At 71.8% G+C, this 19,341-nt stretch carries 15 protein-coding genes; 12 read left to right on the top strand and 3 right to left on the bottom strand.

What is annotated here, in order from left to right:
* Window positions 1–17 precede the first annotated feature (17 nt).
* The 3 genes from AC07AL_RS29175 to AC07AL_RS29165 all read left to right on the top strand — a co-directional run bounded on the left by AC07AL_RS29175 (window position 18) and on the right by AC07AL_RS29165 (window position 4,154).
* The gene (locus tag AC07AL_RS29175) at window positions 18–923 is read left to right on the top strand and encodes a TIGR01777 family oxidoreductase (protein WP_363372099.1); all 906 of its coding nucleotides are present in this window, start codon (window positions 18–20) and stop codon (window positions 921–923) included.
* A gap of 505 nt (window positions 924–1,428) precedes the next feature.
* Window positions 1,429–2,760, top strand: a complete 1,332-nt coding sequence (locus AC07AL_RS29170) for an NAD(P)/FAD-dependent oxidoreductase (RefSeq protein ID WP_478318782.1) — start codon at window positions 1,429–1,431, stop codon at window positions 2,758–2,760.
* Window positions 2,761–2,930: 170 nt separating this feature from the next.
* The gene (locus tag AC07AL_RS29165; RefSeq protein WP_478318781.1) at window positions 2,931–4,154 is read left to right on the top strand and encodes a cation:proton antiporter; all 1,224 of its coding nucleotides are present in this window, start codon (window positions 2,931–2,933) and stop codon (window positions 4,152–4,154) included.
* Between the two features lie 166 nt (window positions 4,155–4,320).
* Here the strand turns inward: AC07AL_RS29165 and AC07AL_RS29160 are convergent, their stop codons facing one another.
* Entirely contained in the window at window positions 4,321–6,225 is a 1,905-nt protein-coding gene (locus AC07AL_RS29160; RefSeq protein ID WP_478318779.1) for a regulator, read from the bottom strand.
* Window positions 6,226–6,535: 310 nt separating this feature from the next.
* Between AC07AL_RS29160 and AC07AL_RS29155 the strand changes: the two genes are divergently transcribed.
* From AC07AL_RS29155 to AC07AL_RS29125, 7 genes are all read left to right on the top strand, one after another.
* The gene (locus AC07AL_RS29155; RefSeq protein WP_363580939.1) at window positions 6,536–7,297 is read left to right on the top strand and encodes a 3-hydroxybutyrate dehydrogenase; all 762 of its coding nucleotides are present in this window, start codon (window positions 6,536–6,538) and stop codon (window positions 7,295–7,297) included.
* A 184-nt stretch (window positions 7,298–7,481) separates the two neighbouring features.
* Window positions 7,482–8,849, top strand: a complete 1,368-nt coding sequence (locus tag AC07AL_RS29150; protein WP_363628811.1) for an MFS transporter — start codon at window positions 7,482–7,484, stop codon at window positions 8,847–8,849.
* A gap of 59 nt (window positions 8,850–8,908) precedes the next feature.
* Window positions 8,909–10,816 carry a helix-turn-helix domain-containing protein gene (locus AC07AL_RS29145; protein ID WP_478318776.1) on the top strand — a complete coding sequence of 636 codons (1,908 nt, stop codon included), beginning with the start codon at window positions 8,909–8,911 and terminating at the stop codon, window positions 10,814–10,816.
* A 196-nt stretch (window positions 10,817–11,012) separates the two neighbouring features.
* Window positions 11,013–11,783 carry a lipoyl(octanoyl) transferase LipB gene (gene lipB / locus AC07AL_RS29140; protein WP_400805695.1) on the top strand — a complete coding sequence of 257 codons (771 nt, stop codon included), beginning with the start codon at window positions 11,013–11,015 and terminating at the stop codon, window positions 11,781–11,783.
* A gap of 222 nt (window positions 11,784–12,005) precedes the next feature.
* The gene (gene lipA / locus AC07AL_RS29135) at window positions 12,006–12,959 is read left to right on the top strand and encodes a lipoyl synthase (protein WP_063347320.1); all 954 of its coding nucleotides are present in this window, start codon (window positions 12,006–12,008) and stop codon (window positions 12,957–12,959) included.
* 224 nt (window positions 12,960–13,183) lie between these two features.
* On the top strand, window positions 13,184–13,363 hold the full coding sequence (locus AC07AL_RS29130) for a hypothetical protein (RefSeq protein ID WP_363580931.1): 180 nt from the start codon (window positions 13,184–13,186) through the stop codon (window positions 13,361–13,363).
* Window positions 13,364–13,583: 220 nt separating this feature from the next.
* Entirely contained in the window at window positions 13,584–14,273 is a 690-nt protein-coding gene (locus tag AC07AL_RS29125; protein WP_063347321.1) for a DUF4191 domain-containing protein, read from the top strand.
* Between the two features lie 125 nt (window positions 14,274–14,398).
* Here AC07AL_RS29125 and AC07AL_RS29120 read toward each other — a convergent pair whose 3' ends face one another.
* Window positions 14,399–14,866, bottom strand: coding sequence for an RDD family protein (locus tag AC07AL_RS29120; RefSeq protein ID WP_350885262.1), 468 nt, complete (start codon window positions 14,864–14,866; stop codon window positions 14,399–14,401).
* 263 nt (window positions 14,867–15,129) lie between these two features.
* Between AC07AL_RS29120 and glnA the strand changes: the two genes are divergently transcribed.
* Window positions 15,130–16,542 carry a type I glutamate--ammonia ligase gene (gene glnA / locus AC07AL_RS29115; protein ID WP_063347323.1) on the top strand — a complete coding sequence of 471 codons (1,413 nt, stop codon included), beginning with the start codon at window positions 15,130–15,132 and terminating at the stop codon, window positions 16,540–16,542.
* Between the two features lie 530 nt (window positions 16,543–17,072).
* Here the strand turns inward: glnA and AC07AL_RS29110 are convergent.
* Window positions 17,073–17,966, bottom strand: a complete 894-nt coding sequence (locus tag AC07AL_RS29110) for an IS982 family transposase (RefSeq protein ID WP_478318775.1) — start codon at window positions 17,964–17,966, stop codon at window positions 17,073–17,075.
* A gap of 802 nt (window positions 17,967–18,768) precedes the next feature.
* On the opposite strand from AC07AL_RS29110, the gene AC07AL_RS29105 reads away from it, so the two are divergent.
* On the top strand, window positions 18,769–19,248 hold the full coding sequence (locus tag AC07AL_RS29105) for a hypothetical protein (protein ID WP_478318774.1): 480 nt from the start codon (window positions 18,769–18,771) through the stop codon (window positions 19,246–19,248).
* The last annotated feature ends 93 nt before the right edge of the window (window positions 19,249–19,341 follow it).

Genomic DNA, 19,341 nt, shown 5'->3' with positions numbered 1-19,341 from the left:
ACTGGGAGGATGGACGCATGCGCATCGCTGTCACGGGCTCCACGGGATTGATCGGTTCGGCTCTCGTCCGCTCCCTGCTGGCGGACGGCCACGAGGTGGTCCGGCTGGTCCGGCGCCGCTCCAGGACGGGCCCGCAGCCCGACGGCAGCACGGCCATCGGCTGGAACCCGCTGCTCGGCCAGGTCGAGCAGGACGGACTGGCCGGGGTCGAGGCGGTCGTGCACCTGGCCGGCGCCGGGGTCGGCGACCACCGCTGGACGGACGCCTACAAGCGGGAGATCCGGGAGAGCCGGGCACTCGGCACCGAGACGCTGGCCGTCGCGCTGGCCGCGCTCAAGGAGCCGCCCCGGGTGCTGGTCAGCGCCTCCGCCGTCGGCTGGTACGGGCAGACCGGCGACCGGGTGATCGACGAGGACTCCCCCGCCGGCGACGACTTCCTGGCCGAGGTCTGCGTCGAGTGGGAGGCGGCCGCGCGGCCGGCCGAGCTGGCCGGCATCCGGGTCGTCCACCCGCGCACCGGGATGGTGCTGTCCGCGGCCGGCGGGGCCGGCGCGCGGCTGTTCCCGCTGTTCAAGCTGGGGCTGGGCGGGCGGCTCGGCGACGGACGGCAGTACTGGAGCTTCATCTCACTGGCCGACCAGGTCGCCGCGCTGCGGTTCCTGATCGACCGGGACGACCTCTCCGGCGCCGTCAACCTCACCGCGCCCGACCCCGTCACCAACGCCGAGCTGACGGCGGCGCTCGGGCGGGTGCTCCGGCGGCCGACCCCGTTCCCGGTGCCGGAGGCGGTGCTCAAGGTGGTGCTCGGCGAGCTGGCGGTCGAGGTGGTCGGCAGCCACCGGGTGGTGCCGCGGCGGCTGCTGGACGCGGGCTTCCGCTTCGCGCACCCGGACGTGGACGCGGCGGTGCGCGCGGCGCTGTGAGTGGCGCTGTGAGTGGCGGTGCGCGCGGCGCTGTGAGTGGCGCCGGGATGGTGCGCACGGTGCTGTGAGTGACGCTGGGGGCGACCGGCGCCGCGGAGCCCTGCCGTCCGCCGCGGGGCTCCGGTGCGGGCTCCGCCGCAGGGCTCCGGTACGTCCCGCTGCGTACGGTGGCTACGGCATTCGCCCTGGCCAGGGGCATATGCCGGGCGGAGATCGGGTGGGGGTCGGACGGGGCTCCGCGAGGGGGCGCATGGGAGCACACACCAGGCGCGTCGCACGCCCCCGGTGACCGTGCGCGCCCGCCGACCCCGGAACCCGGCCCCAACGGCGCACTGTCCGTGACCGCGCTCCCGCCCGGTGCCGCACGCCCCCTCTCGCCCCTTGGATCGAGCCCGATGCGCTTGTCTGATGCTCACACTGACTGGGCATCACACCGTCGGACCGTGTCCCGGCACCCCGCTGCCTGCGTCGGCCGGAGCCCCGGGACCAGGGAGGGAGCACGCCAGTGCCCACATACGACTTCACCCGCCGCGCCCGCCGCCCGTCCGACCCTGACGTCATCGTCATCGGCGCCGGACTCGCCGGCCTGGCCGCCGCACGCACGCTCACCGGCCGCGGCCTCACCGTGCAGATCCTTGAGGCCACGGAGCGGATCGGCGGCCGGATGGCCACCCGCGAACTGGACGGATTCCGGCTCGACGACGGCAGCCACCTGCTGAACACCGCCTTCCCCGAACTCCGCCGCGTCCTCGACCTCGACCGCCTCGACCTGCGCCCACTCGCGGCCGGAGTCCTCGTGCACAGCGGCGGCCGGCGCTACCGCACCGGGGACCCGCAGCTCACCACCGCCCGGCAGGCCGCCACCCGCGCCCCACTCGGCAGCCCGCTGGACAAGGCCCGGCTCGGCAGCTGGCTCGGCCGGCTCGCCACCACCCCCGCCAGCCGCCTCAAGGCCCGCCCGGAGACCACCACCGCCCGCGCGCTGGCCGGCCACGGGCTCGCCCCGCGCACCCTCGACGGCTTCCTACGGCCACTGCTCAGCGCGCTGCTCAGCGACCCCGCCCTCGGCACCAGCAGCCGGATCGCCGACCTGGTCCTGCGCTCCTACGCGCGCGGGCGGCTCTGTCTGCCCGCCGGCGGGATCGCGGCCGTGCCGGCCCAGCTGGCCACCACCCTGCCCGCCGGCACCGTACGCACCGGGGTTCAGGTCACCTCGATCGCCGCCGACGGCGTGGAGACCGCCACCCACGGGAGGATCGGCGCCCAGGCCGTCGTCCTCGCCACCGACGCCCGCTCCGCCGCCGAACTGCTGCCCGGGCTACGGCTGCCGGACTTCCACCCCGTCACCACCTTCTACCACGCGGCCGACCGCACCCCGCTGGGTGAGGCCGTCCTGCTGCTCGACGGCGACCGGCCCGGCGGGCAGCCGCCGCTGGTCTCGCACTCCCTGGTGCTCAGCGAACTGCACCCCTCGTACGCCCCTGCCGGGCAGGCACTGATCGCCACCACCGTGCTCGGGCGGCGCTCCTTCGACTCGGGTGGCCCGGCCGGGCTGGAACCGGCGGTCCGGGCCCGGCTCGCCGAGCTGTACGGCGCCTCGACCACCGGCTGGCAGTTCCTGAACGTGCGGCACGTCCCGGACGCGCTGCCCGCGATGCCGCCGCCGCACAACCCCCGGCGCCCGGTGCGGATGCTGGCCGGGCTGTACGTCGCCGGGGATCACCGGGACACCAGCACCGTGCAGGGCGCGCTGGTCTCCGGGCGGCGGGCGGCGCAGGCGGTGCTGCGCGACCTCGGCGTCCCGACCAACGCCCGGGAGGCCGAGGCGGCGGCCTGAGCCTGGCGGGGTTGGCCTGCGGGCTCCCGGCCCGGCTCCCGGTCCGGCGGGCTCCGGGTCTGGCTCCGGGGACACGCTGACGACCTGCCGGTGGGTGACGGAGCGGCGACATGCCAGGATGCCGACATGACCGCTCATCGGATGATTTACACCGTACGGCCGGTTGCGCGGTGAGCGCCGCCGTCCAGCCGGTGGCCCTGATCCTGATCCCCGCCGCGGCCGTCGCCGCGCCGCTGCTCGCCGACCGCCTGCTGCGGTGGATCGCCGTCCCGACCGTCGTGTTCGAGATCCTGCTCGGCGTCCTGATCGGCCCCGACGTCCTGAACTGGGCGCACGTCGACGACCTGGTCAACGCGCTCTCCCAGTTCGGCCTGGCCATGCTGATGTTCCTGGCCGGGTACGAGATCGACTTCGCCAAGCTGCGCGGCGGCCCGCTGAAACGGGCGGGCACCGCGTGGCTGGTCACGCTCGTGGCGGCGCTCGGCGTGGGCGTGCTGGTCAACCGGGACCCGCTGAACGGCGCCTTCGCCGGGCTCGCGCTCACCACCACCGCCCTCGGAACCATCCTGCCGATCCTCCGCGACTCCGGCGAACTCCCCACCCCCTTCGGATCGTTGGTGATGGCCACCGGGGCGGTCGGCGAGTTCGGGCCGATCATCGCGATCGCCATCCTGCTCAGCGGCAACTCCCCGGTCCGGACGGCCGTCATCCTCGGCGCCTTCGCGGTGATCACCGCCGTCGCGGTCCTCGGCGCACGCCGCCCCCGGCCCGGCTGGGCCACCCGGCTCATCGAGCGCACCCTGCGTACCTCCGGGCAGTTCGCGGTCCGGGCGGTGATCCTGGTGCTCGCCGTCATGGTGGCCGCCGCGATCTGGCTCGACCTGGACATGCTGCTCGGCGCCTTCACCGCCGGGATCGTCTCCCGGCTGCTGCTCTCCGACATCCGCCGGGCCGAGGAGGAGGTGATCGAGGCCAAGCTGGAGAGCATCGGCTTCGGTTTCCTGGTGCCGGTGTTCTTCGTGGTCAGCGGGATGAACTTCGACCTGTCCGCCCTGCTGGACGACCCCGGCACGATACTGCTCGTCCCGGTGTTCCTGCTGCTGCTCCTGGCCGTGCGCGGGCTGCCCGCCGGGCTGCTCGCCCCGGCCGGACTCGGCCGACGGGACCGCACGGCGCTCGGGCTCTACGGCGCGACGGCGCTGCCGCTGGTCGTGGTGATCACCACCATCGAGGTGGACGACGGTCACCTGCCGTCCTCGACGGCCGCCGCGCTGGTCGGCGCCGGCTTGCTCTCGGTGCTGGTGTTCCCGCTGGTGGCGCAGCGGGTGCGCGGCGGCGTCCGGCCGCCCGCACCGGAGGCCGGGCAGCCGCGCGTCCGGGCCGAGAGCTGGTGAGCCGCTTCGCCCCCGCCCGTCGCCGAGGCGGTCCTACCCGCCGCCGGGGCACTCGGAGCCGGAGCCGGTGCCGGGCGGACGAGCCCTTCGGCCCGGGGCGGACCCGGGCCGGACGGGTTTCCAGGGCCGCCGGGGCTCGCCCGACCGGCCCCTCTTCGACAGGTCCTCAGATCACGCCGGCCTGGCGGGCCGTCTCCTCGAAGGCGCGGGCCACCGGGCTGCCCCGGTAGGGGGTGAGGCGGCGGTGGAAGTCCCGGACGTACTCCAGCGAGCGGGCCGAACGCATCTCCCCCGCCGCCCGCAGCGCGTCGGTGGCCATGGTGCAGGCCTCGTCGAGGTCCCCCATGCCGAGCCGGGCGGTGGCCAGCACCAGCCGGCAGAAGATCCGGCTGCGCGCGTAGGCGGGTGAGCGCAGCCGCAGCGACTTCTCGGCGTGCTGCGCGGAGGTGCGCCACTGCTGGAGGTCGCGGTAGCAGTGGGCGAACTCGTCGGAGAGCTGGGCCTCGTCGAAGTACCGCGCCCAGGAGGGCAGTTCGTCGCCGACCCGAGCCGCGGCCAGCGCCCGCTCGGAGCGCACCAGGGCGGTGGTGCAGGCCCGGACGTCGCCCAGCAGGCCGTGCCCGCGCGCCTCGGCGGCGTGCATCAGCGACTGGACCACCGGCGGAACGGCGGTGCCCACGCCCTGCTGGGCGACCCTGGCCAGTTGGACGGCCTCCCGGCCGTGGCCCAGGTGGACGGCCTGCTGACTCATCGTCACCAGGACGTACCCGCCGAGCGCGCGGTCCCCGGCGGCCTGGGACAGGCGCAGCGCCTGGACGAAGTAGCGCTGGGCGAGGCCGTGCGCGGCGATGTCGAAGGACGTCCAGCCGGCCAGCCTGGTCAGGTCGGCGACGGCGCCGAACAGCGCCCGGCCGATCTGCTCGCCGTAGCGGCCGCGCAGCATCGGCTCGGCCTCGCTCTCCAGGTAGCGGACCAGCGCCTGCCGGGCGTGCCCGCCGCCGTAGGCGTGATCGAGCGCCCGGAAGAGGTCGCCGACGGCGCGGATGGCGGCGATGTCGCCGCGGCCGACCCGCAGGGCGGGGCGCGACTCGCGGGCCGGTTCGGTGTACGGCGGCTCGACGGCGGTCGGCGGGCGCCGGCTCTGGGTGGGCACCCGGCCGATGGTGGGCCCGGCGGGGCCGGCCGCGCCCGGCACGGGGCGCATGCCGGGGGCCCCGTGGTGGGCCTGGCCGCGCGCCGGGCTCGGAGGGGGAGCGCCGGGCGCGGGGGGCACGCTCTGGGCGGGCGCGGCGGACGCTGCGGATGCTGCCGTCACGGCGGATGCCGCGGTGCCGGCGGTACCGGCAGTGGCGGCGGGCGGACCGGTGGGCGGACCGGTGGCGACATCGGGGCGGGCCATCGTCGAGCCGTCCCGGGCGACGCGCTCGTCCGTGCGGCCGATCAGCCAGTCCCGGCTGGGGACGACCAGGCCCGCCGGGGTGAAGGCGATCCGGCGCAGTTCGGACTGCGGGCCGTTGTCCTTGCGCCACATGCTCGCCACGATGTCCACCGCCTCCTGCGGGGTCTCGGCGAACTCCAGGCCCGCGTACACCGGGGCGCAGGCGTCCAGGCCGAGGTCCTGGGCGGTGAGGCGGCGGCCGAGGCGGCGGGTGAAGACCTCGGCGATCAGCGCGGGGGTGGCGCCGCGGGGCTGCTGGCCGCGCAGCCAGCGGGTGACCGAGGTCTTGTCGTAGCGCAGGTCGAGGCCGTGTTCCAGGCCGAGCTGGTCGACCCGGCGGGCCAGGCCCGCGTGCGAGAAGCCGGCTTCCTCGATGAGCGCGGCGAGTTGGCCGTTCTGCGGGGCCGGGCCGGAGTGCCCGGAGTGGCCGCCGACCGGCCCGGGGGCGGGGACGGCGGGTTCGTGCCGGTCGGTTGTGGCCTGCGCGGGCAGCCGCAGTTCGTCGGCGGTCGGGGCGTCGGCGGTCAGGGCGTCGGGGGCGTCCGGCAGGGTCCGGCCGACCGGGCCTCGGTGGTGGCCGAGCGGGTCGAGCGGTCCGTACGCCGGGCTGTCGGTTGCAGGCCGTTGGGGCATGTCAGTCAACACCTCTCGGACGTCGCACCGGGCTCTACCAGCACTTCGGCTGCCTGGGGCGGCGCCCCCTGTCGGGAATCGGCGTGAATGTAGCGAGCATTCGGGCGCTATGGGTGGATCTGACCGAGCAATCCTCCGAACGGGTGAAGCAACCGCGCCCATTGTGGGGAAGCGCGGTCGGCGCGGGTTTGGCCTTCCGCGGTCGAACCGTCGATCGGCCTTCGTGGCGGTGAACACCACAACCCACCGGGCTGCTGTGGTGGACCACCACATGGGAGCCGGGCCCCCGGATTTCCTAGCGTTCTCGGCCATGGACACCACTACAGCCCGCCCGCTCGACGGCCGGACGGCCCTGGTCACCGGGGCCGCCTCGGGCATCGGCCGGGCCTGCGCCGAGGCCTTCGCCGAGGCCGGCGCCCGGGTCTACGTCGTCGACCTCGCGGCCGGACCGGCCCGGGAGCTCGCCGAGCGGATCGGCGGCCGCGCCGTCGTCGCGGACCTCGCCGACCCGGAGGCCGTGGAGGCCCTGCCGGCCGACGCCGACATCGTGGTCAACAACGCCGGCCTCCAACACGTCGCGCCCGTCCACGAGTTCCCGCCCGACCGCTTCACCCTCATCCAACGCGTCATGGTCGAGGCGCCGTTCCGCATCCTGCGCCGCACTCTCCCGCACATGTACGAGCAGGAGTGGGGCCGGGTGGTCAACATCTCCTCCGTCCACGGCCTGCGGGCCAGCGCCTTCAAGTCCGCCTACGTCACCGCCAAGCACGCGTTGGAGGGCCTCAGCAAGACCGTCGCCCTGGAGGGTGCCCCCTACGGCGTCACCAGCAACTGCATCAACCCGGGCTACGTCCGAACTCCCCTGGTGGAGAAGCAGATCGCGAGCCAGGCGCTCGCCCACGGCATCCGCGAGGACGAGGTCGTCGAGCAGATCATGCTCGAACGCACGGCCGTCAAGCGCCTCATCGAGCCCGAGGAGATCGCCCAACTCGCCCTCTGGCTCTGCTCCCCGCCCGCCTCCTACATCACCGGCGCCAGCCTCCCCGTCGACGGCGGCTGGACGGCGCACTGAGCGGCGGCACCTGGCCGTCCTCCCCAGGCTGACCCCCGGGACTATGTGGGCGGCCCACATAGTCCCGGGGAACGCGCCTCCCTACCTTGTGGCGACGTCCCTTGGGGCGGCGCCCCTCGGGACGACACTCCTCGGGGCGACGTCCCTGGGGCGACATCCCCCCCCCGGCCCGGAAGTGGTGACCATGAACGCCTCCGCACCAGCCACGGCAGCCACCCGCTCACTCCCTCGGGTCGTGGCCGCCAGTCTCATCGGGACCACCATCGAGTGGTACGACTACTTCTTGTACGGAACAGCGGCCGCGCTGGTGTTCAACAAGCTGTTCTTCCCGAACACCGATCCGCTGACGGGGACGCTGCTGTCCTTCCTCACCTACGCGATCGGGTTCGCCGCGCGACCGATCGGGGCGCTGGTGTTCGGGCACTTCGGGGACCGGGTCGGGCGGAAGAAGCTGCTCGTCGTCAGCCTGCTGCTGATGGGCGGGTCGACCACGCTGATCGGGGTGCTGCCCACCTACAGCTCCATCGGGGCGGCGGCGCCGGTGCTGTTGACGGTGCTGCGCCTGGTGCAGGGCTTCGCGCTCGGTGGGGAGTGGGGCGGGGCGGTGCTGCTGGTGTCGGAGCACGGGGACCAGCGGCGGCGCGGGTTCTGGGCGTCGTGGCCGCAGGGCGGGGCGCCGGCCGGGAACCTGCTGGCGGCGGGGGTGCTGTCGCTGCTGACGGCGGTGCTGTCGGAGGACGCGTTCCTGTCGTGGGGGTGGCGGGTGCCGTTCCTGCTGTCGGCGGTGCTGGTCGGGGTCGGGCTGTGGATCCGGCTGGCGGTGGACGAGTCGCCGCTGTTCAAGCAGGCGCTGGCGGCCCAGCAGCAGCGGAGGACCGCCGAACAGCCTCCGCTGGTGGCGGTGTTGCGCAACCACTGGCGGGAGGTGCTGGTGGCGATGGGCGCGCGGATGGCGGAGAACATCTCGTACTACGTGATGACCACCTTTGTGCTGACGTACGCCGTCACCCACGCGCACTTCTCCAAGCAGACCGCGCTGAACGCCGTACTGATCGGCTCCGCGATCCAGTTCGCGCTGATCCCGCTGTTCGGAGCACTGTCCGACCGGGTCGGACGCAAGCCGGTGTACCTGGTGGGCGCGGTCGGGGTGGGCGTCTGGGCGTTCGTCTTCTTCGGGCTGGTGGACACCAGGTCGTTCGGACAGCTGGTGGTCGCGGTGACGGTCGGGCTGGTCTTCCACAGCGCGATGTACGCACCGCAGGCGGCGTTCTTCTCCGAGCTGTTCGCCACCCGGATGCGCTACTCGGGCGCCTCGATCGGGGCCCAGTTCGCCTCGGTGGCCGCCGGCGCGCCCGCGCCGCTGATCGCGACCGCGCTGCTCAAGGACTACGGCAACGCCACCCCGATCTCGGTGTACGTGGCGATCGCGGCGGCGATCACCGTGCTGGCGGTGCTGTGCGGGCGGGAGACCAGGGGCAGCGACCTGGCGGACGTCGAGGCGGCGGTGGAGGCGGAGGCCGCCGCCGTGGCGGCCAAGCCCGCCACCGCCTGACGGCGGAGCCGCTACGATCGCGCTTCCGCCGGACCCGACGCCGATTGGCGGCACGCACCATGAACCACCCTCACGAAAGCGCCGCGCCCGCGCTGCGGCGGCTGCTCGACCTGCTCGCCTCCGGTGCCGCCACCGAGGACTTCGCCGACGTGCTGGCCGACGCCCGCCGCCGCGGGGCGCCGGCCGCCGTCCTCGCCGAGATCGACGACGCCACCTGGCAGGCCCTGCGGGTGCACCGCACGCTGCGTCAACACCGGCGCCGGGAGGCGGAGTTGACCGCACTGTTCGACACCGCCGGGGACCTCGCGGCCTCCCGGGAGCTGGACACCGTGCTCCAGGCGATCGTCCGCCGCGCCCGGATGCTGCTCGGCACCGACACCGCGTACCTGACCCTGCCGGACGAGGCCGCGGGCGACACCTACATGCGGGTCACCGACGGCTCCGTCTCCGTCCTGTTCCAGACCCTGCGGCTCAGTCTCGGCCACGGCCTGGGCGGCCTGGTCGCGCAGACCGCCCGCCCGTACGCCACCCCCGACTACCGCACCGACGAACGGTTCCACCACACCGGCACGATCGACGCGGGCGTGCTCGACGAGGGCCTGGTGGCGATCATCGGGGTGCCGCTGCTGCTCGGCGGCGAGGTCATCGGGGTACTGTTCGCCGCCGACCGCTCGCCCCGCGCCTTCTCCCCCGACGAGGTGGCACTGCTGTGCACACTGGCCGCGCACGCCGCGATCGCCCTGGACACCGCCAAGTCGCTGGCCGACACCCGGGCCGCGCTCGCCGAACTGAACAGCGCCAACGAACTGGTCCGCGCCCACTCGGCCGCCGTCCAGCGCGCCGAGCAGGCCCACGACCGGCTCACCGACCTGGTGCTGCGCGGCGCCGAGGTTCCGGACGTCGCCGCCGCCGTCGCGGCCCTGCTGGGCGGCGAGATAGCGGTCCTCGACGCCGAGGGCGAGCCGCTGGCCGGGCGGTCCGCACCCGCCGGCGAACTGGCGGAGGCGGTCGCCGCGTCCCGGGCCGAGGGGCGGTCCGTCCGGCACGGCGAGCTGTGGGTGTGCGCGGTGCTGGCCGGGCACGACGCCCTCGGCACCCTGGTACTGCGCGGACGCCCCGGCCTCGACGACGCGGACCGGCGGCTGTTCGAACGGGCCAGCGTGGTGACCGCGCTGCTCCTGCTGCTGCGCCGCTCGGTGGCCGAGACCGAGAACAGGGTCCGCGGCGAACTGCTCACCGACCTGCTGACCGCCCCCGACCGCGATCCGGCCGGGCTCACCGCGCGCGGCCGCCGGCTCGGCGTCGACCTCGCCCGCCCGCACCTGGTCCTGGTCGCCGAACCGGCCGAACCCGCCGGGCCCCCCGTCCCCGACCGCGGCCGGCTGGCCGGCGCCGCCCGGCGGTACCTGTTCGGCTCCCGGGGCGTCAGCGCCGAGCACGGCGAGGCGGTGGTGCTGCTGGTGCCGGAGGCCGGCGACCCGGAGGAGGCCGCGCGGCAGGCCGCCGAGCGGCTGGCCCGGCTGGCCGGGTTCCCGGTCACCGTCGGCGCCGGCCGTCCGGCCGCCGGCCCGCCCGCGCTGGCCGCCTCGTACGCCGAGGGCCTGCGCTGCGTCCGGGCGCTGCGGGTGCTCGGCCGCGCCGGGGAGGGCGCCTCGGCCCGCGCGCTGGGCTTCCTCGGGGTGCTGCTCGGCGACGGGCACGACGTGGACGGCTTCGTCGGCTCGGCGCTCGGCCCGCTGCTCGCCTACGACGCCCGGCGCGGCACCGAACTGGTCCGCACCCTGCGCGCCTACTTCGACTGCGGCGGCAGCCTCACCCGCGCCAAGGACGAACTGCACGTCCACGTGAACACCGTCGTCCAACGGCTGGACCGGGTCGAGGCGCTGCTCGGCCCGGGCTGGAACCACCCCGAGCGCTCGCTCGAACTCCAGCTGGCGCTGCGGCTGCAACTGCTCGCGGGGGGCTGAACGGTCCTCGCCGGGGGCTGATCGACCTCCTTGCGGAGGGCTGATCGGCCCTTGCGGGCGCGGCCCGTGCGGGTGCCCGAACGTCCCGTACGGGCGGCTGAACCGTCCGTACGGGCGTGGGCGTACAGTGGCGAGGTTGGTCTCGAACGCCTGGCAAGGAGCGGCAGCGGTGAGCGAGAACGTGCGTTTCGTTCGAATGGGGACAGGCGAGGGCGCCATCGCCTACCAGGAGGCCTGGGAGGAGCAGCAGCGCCTGCACGCGCTGCGAGTCGCGGACGAGATCCCCGACACCGTGCTGCTGCTGGAGCACCAGCCCGTCTACACGATGGGCAAGCGCACCAATCCCGCCGACCTGCCGCTGGACGGCACCCCGGTGGTCGAGGTCAACCGGGGCGGAGAGATCACCTGGCACGGCCCCGGCCAGCTGGTCGGCTACCCCATCGTCAAGCTGCCCGACCCGATCGACGTGGTCGCCTACGTCCGCCGGCTGGAGGAGGCGCTGATCCGCGCCTGCGCCGGGTTCGGCGTCGGAACCACCCGGGTCGAGGGCCGCAGCGGCGTCTGGGTGCTGGGCGAGTCCATCCCGGACGCCGTGGTGGACCCGGCGCAGGTGGTGGACATCGGCAAGCTGACCCTGCGGATGGGCCTGCCGCTGGGCATCGACCCGCGGCTGGCCGGCCCCGAGTACGCGCCGTCCAACGCCGGCCAGCGCGGCGACGACCGCAAGCTCGCCGCGATCGGCGTCCGGGTCGCCCGCGGGGTCACCATGCACGGCTTCGCGCTCAACTGCGACCCCGACATGACCTGGTTCGACCGGATCGTGCCGTGCGGCATCCGGGACGCCGGCGTCGCCTCGCTCGCCGGTGAGCTGGGGCGCGACTTCACCGTCGGCGAGGCGCTGCCGATGGTCGAGCGGCACCTGGCGGACGTGTTCGCGGAGCTGCCCGAACCCGCGCTCACCCGCTGACCCGGGCCCGGGCCCTCACCCGGGTCCTCATCCGAGTCCGCCCTCGGGCCCGTCCTCGGGTCCTGCTCCGGATTCTTCCCCGTGTCCTGTTCCGGGTTCTCCCCCGGGAATCTACCGGCCAGTAGCTCTGTTGCCCTGCGATTGCGGGGCAACAGGCCGCGCAAAGGCCTTACAACCACAGGCGTACCCTGGGGGTACCCCGTCTAGTTCTAGGAGTCGCACGTGTCCGCTGTCGCGCCCGACGGCAGGAAGCTGCTCCGCCTGGAGGTCCGCAACAGCGAGACCCCCATCGAGCGGAAGCCCGAGTGGATCAAGACCCGCGCGAAGATGGGGCCGGAGTACAACGCCCTCCAGTCGCTGGTGAAGAAGGAGGGGCTGCACACCGTCTGCCAGGAAGCCGGCTGCCCCAACATCTTCGAGTGCTGGGAGGACCGCGAGGCGACCTTCCTCATCGGCGGCGACCAGTGCACCCGCCGCTGCGACTTCTGCCAGATCGACACCGGCAAGCCCGCCGAGTTCGACCGGGACGAGCCGCGCCGGGTCGCCGAGTCCATCGTCACGATGGACCTCAACTACGCCACCATCACCGGCGTCGCCCGCGACGACCTGCCGGACGGCGGCGCCTGGCTGTACGCCGAGACCGTACGCCAGGTGCACGCGCTGACCGCCGACCGCGAGAGCGGCCGCACCGGCGTCGAGCTGCTGATCCCCGACTTCAACGCGGTGCCCGAGCAACTGGCCGAGGTCTTCTCCTCCCGCCCCGAGGTGCTCGCGCACAACGTCGAGACGGTGCCGCGGATCTTCAAGCGGATCCGCCCGGCCTTCCGCTACGAGCGCTCGCTCGACGTCATCACCCAGGCCCGCGCGGCCGGGCTGGTCACCAAGTCCAACCTGATCCTCGGCATGGGCGAGACCCGCGAGGAGGTCAGCCAGGCACTGGCCGACCTCGTCGGCGCCGGCTGCGAGCTGATCACCATCACCCAGTACCTGCGCCCCTCGCTGCGCCACCACCCGGTGGAGCGCTGGGTCAAGCCGCACGAGTTCGTCGAGCTCCAGCAGGAGGCCGAGGAGCTGGGCTTCGCCGGGGTCATGTCGGGCCCGCTGGTGCGCTCCTCCTACCGGGCCGGGCGACTGTACCGGCAGGCGCTGGAGCGGCGCGCGCAGGCCGCGGTCTGATCCGGCTGGGTCGGTTGGGGCAGCGGGGTCGGCTGATCCTGCCGATCCTGCTGATCCGGTGCTTTTGAGCCACCCGCATGCGGACGAAGGGCGGAGCCTCGGCTCCGCCCTTGTGGTTTTCACCGCGCTTTGACTGCCTGGTCACCGCCTGGTAACACGGGATGGTGACGATGGACTCGTTGCGATCGTTCGATTCTTCTCAGCCACGAGGGGAGCTGTTCGGCATGCGGATGCGCATCCGGTCGGTGGGGGTCGCGCTGCGGCTCGCCGAGAGCGTCCTGCTGGCGGGTGGCCAGCAGCAGGCCCGGCGCAACGCCTGGGCGGCGGTCTGCGAGAACCGCCAGTACGCGGCGGACCGCCGCCACGACGCGCGGGCGGCGACGACGTCACCGCCACGACGGTGACGTCCCCGACGGTTCTCTACAGTTCTCCACGGTTCTCGACGGCGACGTTCTCGACGGCGACGTTCTCGACGGCGACGTTCTCGACGCGACCGCGCCGGGGGCCGTTCGCCGTGGCAGACGGTCGCTGTGTGCGACGACACAGGGCACACGAGTCACGGATCGAGGCGAACGGGTACCCGGGCTTGGTTATCCCGTACCCGTGCCACGTACCATGAGCGTTATGGCGAGGGAAACATCCGAGAACCCCGGGCGACTGAAGCAGATCCGCCTGGCGTACACCATGACCAAGAAGGTCGACACCAAGATCGGCCTGATCATCGCCGGCGTCGGCCTGCTGACCTTCGGCGTGTTCCTCGCCATCGGCTTCGCAATCGACCACCCGATCTACCTGGGCATCCTGGGCTTCATCGTGGCCTTCCTGGCCATGGCGATCGTCTTCGGGCGCCGGGCCGAACGCGCGGCGTTCGGACAGATGGAAGGGCAGCCGGGCGCCGTTGCGGCGGTGCTGAACAACATCCGACGCGGCTGGAGCTCCAACTCCACCCCGGTCGCGGTCACCCGCAACCAGGACGCGGTCTACCGCGCGGTAGGCCGGGCCGGAATCGCGCTGATCGGCGAAGGCAACCCGAACCGGGTGCGCCAGCTGCTGGCCTCCGAGAAGAAGAAGATGGCCCGGGTCGTCGGCGACGTGCCGGTGCACGACATCGTGGTGGGTACCGGCGAGGGCGAGATCCCGCTCAAGAAGCTGCAGATCCACCTGATGCGACTGCCCCGCGCCATCACCGCGTCCCAGGTCACCGAGACCAACGACCGTCTGCGCGCCCTGGGCGACCTGCTCTCCAAGGCGCCGATCCCCAAGGGCCCGATGCCCAAGGGTGCCCGGATGCCCAAGGGCGGCCAGGCCCGCTGACGCTCCCCCGACCACAACACTGAACGGCCCCGCCGCGGAGATCCCGCAGCGGGGCCGTTCAGTGTTGTGCGGCAAGGTCGTCCGGCCCTGGATCCGGACCGGGTCAGGGCCTCGACAGATCCCGACTAGATCCGGACCTCGACGGTGCCGACCGCCTTGTCGTGCAGACCGCGGGTGTCACGGTCCCAGACCAGCGGCGGCACCACCAGGCAGAGCAGCAAGGTGCGCAGCAGCACCTGCGGGATGGTCGCGCGGCCGCCGTCCAGGCGGATCACCCGGAGGCCGAACAGCCGCTTGCCGACGGTCGTCCCGGTGGTGGCGAGCAGCACCGCCGCGACCAGGAAGTAGAGCGGGCTGGTCCACAGGTTCGCCTCGGCCGGGCTGCCCTTGCCGATCAGCCCGTAGGCGATCAGCGCGACCAGCCAGCCGTCCACGAACAGGGCGCCGATCCGGCGGCCGGGGCCCGCGATCGAGCCGGGGCCCTCCTTGGGCAGGCCGAGGCGCTCGCCGCGGAAGCCGAAGTCGGCCCCCATCTTCTCGGCGGCCGCCTTCGGGCCGTCGATCCACGATCCCAACGCTTCTCTGGTGTCCACGAATCCACACTAACCGGGCGACCCGTCCGGACCGCCACCGGCTCCCCCGAACGCCACGGGCGGGTGAATCGTGCCGCCGGAGCTTTCCAAGTGGTCCAGACCACTTGTGGAGAGCCGAGCCTGACGGCGGTACGTTTTGCCCCGTCCCGTACATCTTTGCCACCCGATCGGCGGGCGTGGTTAACATTTATGAAACGACCGGGTCACCGGCCGGAAACGGCCCGTTCCTAGGGTGAGCCACATTCGCACGCCGAGGAGGATGGATGTTCAACAACGCCGCCGAAGTGAAGCAGTTCATTCAGGACAACGACGTGAAGTTCGTCGATGTCCGCTTCTGCGATCTGCCTGGCGTCATGCAGCACTTCTCCGTACCTGCGGCGACCTTCGACCCGTCCGAGATCCTGATGTTCGACGGCTCGTCGATCCGCGGCTTCCAGGCCATCCACGAGTCCGACATGGCCCTGGTCCCGGACCTCGCCACGGCTCGGCTCGACCCCTTCCGGGTCGAGAAGCACCTCAACATCAACTTCTTCATCCAGGACCCGGTCACCGGCGAGGCCTACAGCCGCGACCCGCGCAACGTCGCCAAGAAGGCCGAGGCCTACCTCGCCTCCTCCGGCATCGCCGACACCGCGTTCTTCGGGCCCGAGGCCGAGTTCTACGTCTTCGACTCGGTCCGCTTCGAGACCAGCGCCAACGCGTCCTTCTACCACATCGACTCGGAGGCCGGCGCCTGGAACTCCGGCGCCGCCGAGGGCGACGTCCGCGGCTACAAGGTCAAGTACAAGGGCGGCTACTTCCCCACCCCGCCGGTGGACCACTTCGCCGACCTGCGGGCCGAGATGTCGCTCGAACTGGCCAAGTCCGGCCTCGAGGTCGAGCGCCAGCACCACGAGGTCGGCACGGCCGGCCAGGCCGAGATCAACTACAAGTTCAACACCCTGCTGCACGCCGCCGACGACCTGATGCTGTTCAAGTACATCATCAAGAACGTCGCCTGGCGCAACGGCAAGACGGCCACCTTCATGCCCAAGCCGATCTTCGGCGACAACGGCTCGGGCATGCACGTCCACCAGTCGCTGTGGACCGAGGGCTCGCCGCTCTTCTACGACGAGCAGGGCTACGCCGGCCTCTCCGACACCGCCCGCTACTACATCGGCGGCCTGCTCCGGCACGCCCCCTCGCTGCTGGCCTTCACCAACCCGTCGGTGAACTCCTACCACCGCCTGGTCCCGGGCTTCGAGGCGCCGGTCAACCTCGTCTACTCCCAGCGCAACCGCTCGGCCGCGATCCGCATCCCGATCACCGGCTCCAACGCCAAGGCCAAGCGCATCGAGTTCCGCGCGCCCGACCCCTCCTCCAACCCGTACCTGGCCTTCGCCGCCATGCTGATGGCCGGCCTCGACGGCATCCGCAACAAGATCGAGCCGCTGGAGCCCGTCGACAAGGACCTCTACGAGCTGGCCCCCGAGGAGCACGCCAACGTCCCGCAGGTACCCGCCTCCCTCCCGGCCGTCCTCGACGCCCTGGAAGCCGACCACGAGTACCTGCTCGCCGGCAACGTCTTCACCCCGGACCTGATCGAGACCTGGATCGACTTCAAGCGCACCAACGAGATCGCCCCCATCGCCCTCCGCCCCCACCCGCACGAGTTCGAGCTGTACTACGACCTCTAAAGGCTCTCCGACCTGCGGAAACGCAGTTCGATCTCTTATCGTTTCCGCAGGTCAGCACTCCGCTGACCTGCGGAAACGCGTTCGACTGGCTCGTGTCGATAGACCCTGGGGCTCGCGATGTGAAATGGGAGTGCGCTGAGTTCGATCTCGACATAGGACCTCTCACTGGCCTGAACCGCTACAAAGCACTCTTGACCACGTGACGATGGGTAGTCGTCGGCTGTGCGCCGTTGTCCCGGCTGCTGCGCGCTCGGCCGGGGTCTCCCAGCCGAGCGCTTTTGCGAAGCCGCAATCAAGTTCCTCAGCGTCCGTCACCAGGCGTCCCGAGCCGACCATCTGTGTCCCAGAGACTCCACCTGCGCGCCAGACCGCACGCGTCGGGTCAACCGACACTCTGCGGCCCGTCGGCGCACCAACTCCAACCGGCCCGATCCGCCTCAGCTCGCGAACCCCGGAGGAGACGAAGGAGAAGACGAAGACGGACTGCCGGGGGCTGCTCCGCTGCCTCTAGACGAATGAGTCCGATGTGATCAGTGATCGAATGCGATCAGCGATCGGGTGACTGGTGGGCCGATCCGATTGTTGTGCCAGATACCGGCGGCCATCGCCAGGATGCGCTGGGCGACCCGGATCGCGACGCCCTCGAGGGTCCGGCCGCCGTGTTGTTCCGGGTCGAGCTGCCCTTTGAGGGTGTCGTTGACCGACTCGATCAGCTGGCGGACCTTCTTGAGCATCGGTTCGCCGTGGCGCTTCTTCTCGCGCTTGAGCGAGGGCCACAGCAACTCGATGCGGAGTTCGGCGAGCTCCTTCTCGAACGTCCTCGAGGCGAATCCCTTGTCGGAGATGAGCAGGATGCCCTCGCGCCGGGCTACCAGGGCGGCGTCGACTTCGAGCATCGCGGCCAGGACCTCGCGCTCGCCGATCTTCGGGTTGGCCAGCGCCCACATGACCGGCATGCCCGTCGGCGTGCAGACCAGGTACAGGCGCAGGCCCCAGAAGAAGCGGGAGTCGGAGGCGCAGTAGCCGTAGCCCGCCGAGCCCGCCAGGTTCGAGCTCTGGACGGTCGGGCGCGACATGCCGCACGGCACCGGGGTGGAGTCGGTGATCCACACCGTGTCCGTCCAGAAGTCGCTGTCCGCCGCCAGCTCTCGGATCATGCGCTTGACCAGTGGCAACGCCGAGCGCAGGCACTTGTTGTACCCGGACTGCTGCGGCAGGTACGGGAACAGGTCCGCCAGGCGCGTGCGGGCGAAACGCGGCCAGCGCGCCTCCGAATGGAAGCCCGGCAAGCCCTGGGCCACCGACAGGCAGACGAGTTCGGAGTCGCTGAGCAAGGGAGGCCGTCCCATCCATCGCGTTCCTCCGATCTCGTCGTCGATCTTCACGTACAGTGCGGTCAAGAGGGTCTCAAGGTCTGTCGTCACAAACGGATCATTGAGGCCCTCACCCCTTTTACGGGGCCGAACTCGGGACTTACTCGTCTAGACGGTGGAGGCTGCCTCCAAGTCGGCCTGCTACGCGCCGCCTTACCGAGAACAGGGGATCAGCGCCCGCGACTGCCACCGAGCTCTGCCGGTCGTGGCGACTACGCTGCCGCTGCTAAGCCGCTTTGGCGCCGATGCGGCGATGTGGCATCGGTTCGGCGGCCTGGCTGGCGCACTCTCGTGGCGCCGCTCCTACCCCGCCCTTACCCTTCGGCCGGAGCGAACCGCTGACCTGCGCTGGCGAGTTTCGTCTGGCAGGGTGGTGAGTTGTGTTCCCAGGGAACTGATGAGGTTGTCCGCTCTGGCCCCGCTGATGCCGGTGAGTTCTGGTGTCCACGGCGGCCTGACCATCAAGATCGACCTCCTGGGCATCGCCCTGCCGGCACACTCACGACTTCGCAACGGCCCTGCCGTTCACGCACCCTCTGATCAGCTGGTTTGCCTACCTTCCACCCCTGTCAATCAACGGGCAGGCTGCATCCCTATGGAAGACAACCTGGCCAGCCCATTTCAAAAGAGACCTGATCGTTACAAAGCAAAGTGCCGAAATGGCCACTTTGCCCGATCTGGACGTGCTCTAATCGATGAGGATTTCTTCCGGGGGGTTGAAATGGCGGCATCTGCCGCAGGGGGCTTTGGCGGGACTCTGCCGCCATGTACGGACATGTTCTCCCCAAGGGATTAATCTGTCCATTTCCATGGACTGCGAAGCATATCCGCACACCATGAAGGGGGAAACATCATGGCAATATCGCGATCTCTTCGTACGACCCTTGCCGGAACCGCGGCCGCGTTGGCGATCGGAGTTCTCTCGGCTCCCGCTGCACACGCGAACGGCGCGGATAACCACCAGAGCCCGGACGCGTGCAACGCCCAAACCGAGAGCCGTTTCAATTTCACTCTCTGGTACAACTCCTCATATTCCGGGTCACACCGGAACTTCGGGTCCGGTGTCAACAACTTCGCCGATGAGCCGTACGGAGGCGATGACCCGCACACCAATCCGGAGCCCCTCTCCTTCTGCCCCGACCAGGGCAACGGATCCGGCCAGGGGGTAAAGAACAATGCCGCCTCCGCGCAGAACCGCGATACCCGGTACAACGCTGTCATCTTCTTCAAAAGCTGGTGCCAGGGCGCCCGAGACACGCTCACTCCGATGTCCAGCTGGTTCCAGCTGAAGGAAACGTACAACAACAACGCCTCCTTCGACTGGCGGAGTTGACCAGCTGTTGGGGGGGGGGGGGGGGGGGGGGGGGGGGGGGGGGGGGGGGGGGGGGGGGGGGGGGGGGGGGGGGGGGGGTGGGGGAGAGGGGCA

This window comes from Kitasatospora sp. NPDC043949 (genome assembly GCF_056435365.1).
The sequence above is the reverse complement of the archived record's forward strand: the minus strand, read 5'-3'. Positions and strand labels throughout refer to the sequence as shown.

Bases quoted from the DNA above. Each gene is read 5' to 3' on its own strand.
- AC07AL_RS29175 (WP_363372099.1), top strand. From the start codon at position 18: ATGCGCATCGCTGTCACGGGCTCCACGGGATTGATCGGTTCGGCTCTC.
- AC07AL_RS29160 (WP_478318779.1), bottom strand. From the start codon at position 6,225: ATGCCCCAACGGCCTGCAACCGACAGCCCGGCGTACGGACCGCTCGAC.
- AC07AL_RS29155 (WP_363580939.1), top strand. From the start codon at position 6,536: ATGGACACCACTACAGCCCGCCCGCTCGACGGCCGGACGGCCCTGGTC.
- AC07AL_RS29150 (WP_363628811.1), top strand. From the start codon at position 7,482: ATGAACGCCTCCGCACCAGCCACGGCAGCCACCCGCTCACTCCCTCGG.
- AC07AL_RS29145 (WP_478318776.1), top strand. From the start codon at position 8,909: ATGAACCACCCTCACGAAAGCGCCGCGCCCGCGCTGCGGCGGCTGCTC.
- lipB (WP_400805695.1), top strand. From the start codon at position 11,013: ATGGGGACAGGCGAGGGCGCCATCGCCTACCAGGAGGCCTGGGAGGAG.
- AC07AL_RS29130 (WP_363580931.1), top strand. From the start codon at position 13,184: ATGCGGATGCGCATCCGGTCGGTGGGGGTCGCGCTGCGGCTCGCCGAG.
- AC07AL_RS29125 (WP_063347321.1), top strand. From the start codon at position 13,584: ATGGCGAGGGAAACATCCGAGAACCCCGGGCGACTGAAGCAGATCCGC.
- glnA (WP_063347323.1), top strand. From the start codon at position 15,130: ATGTTCAACAACGCCGCCGAAGTGAAGCAGTTCATTCAGGACAACGAC.
- AC07AL_RS29105 (WP_478318774.1), top strand. From the start codon at position 18,769: ATGGCAATATCGCGATCTCTTCGTACGACCCTTGCCGGAACCGCGGCC.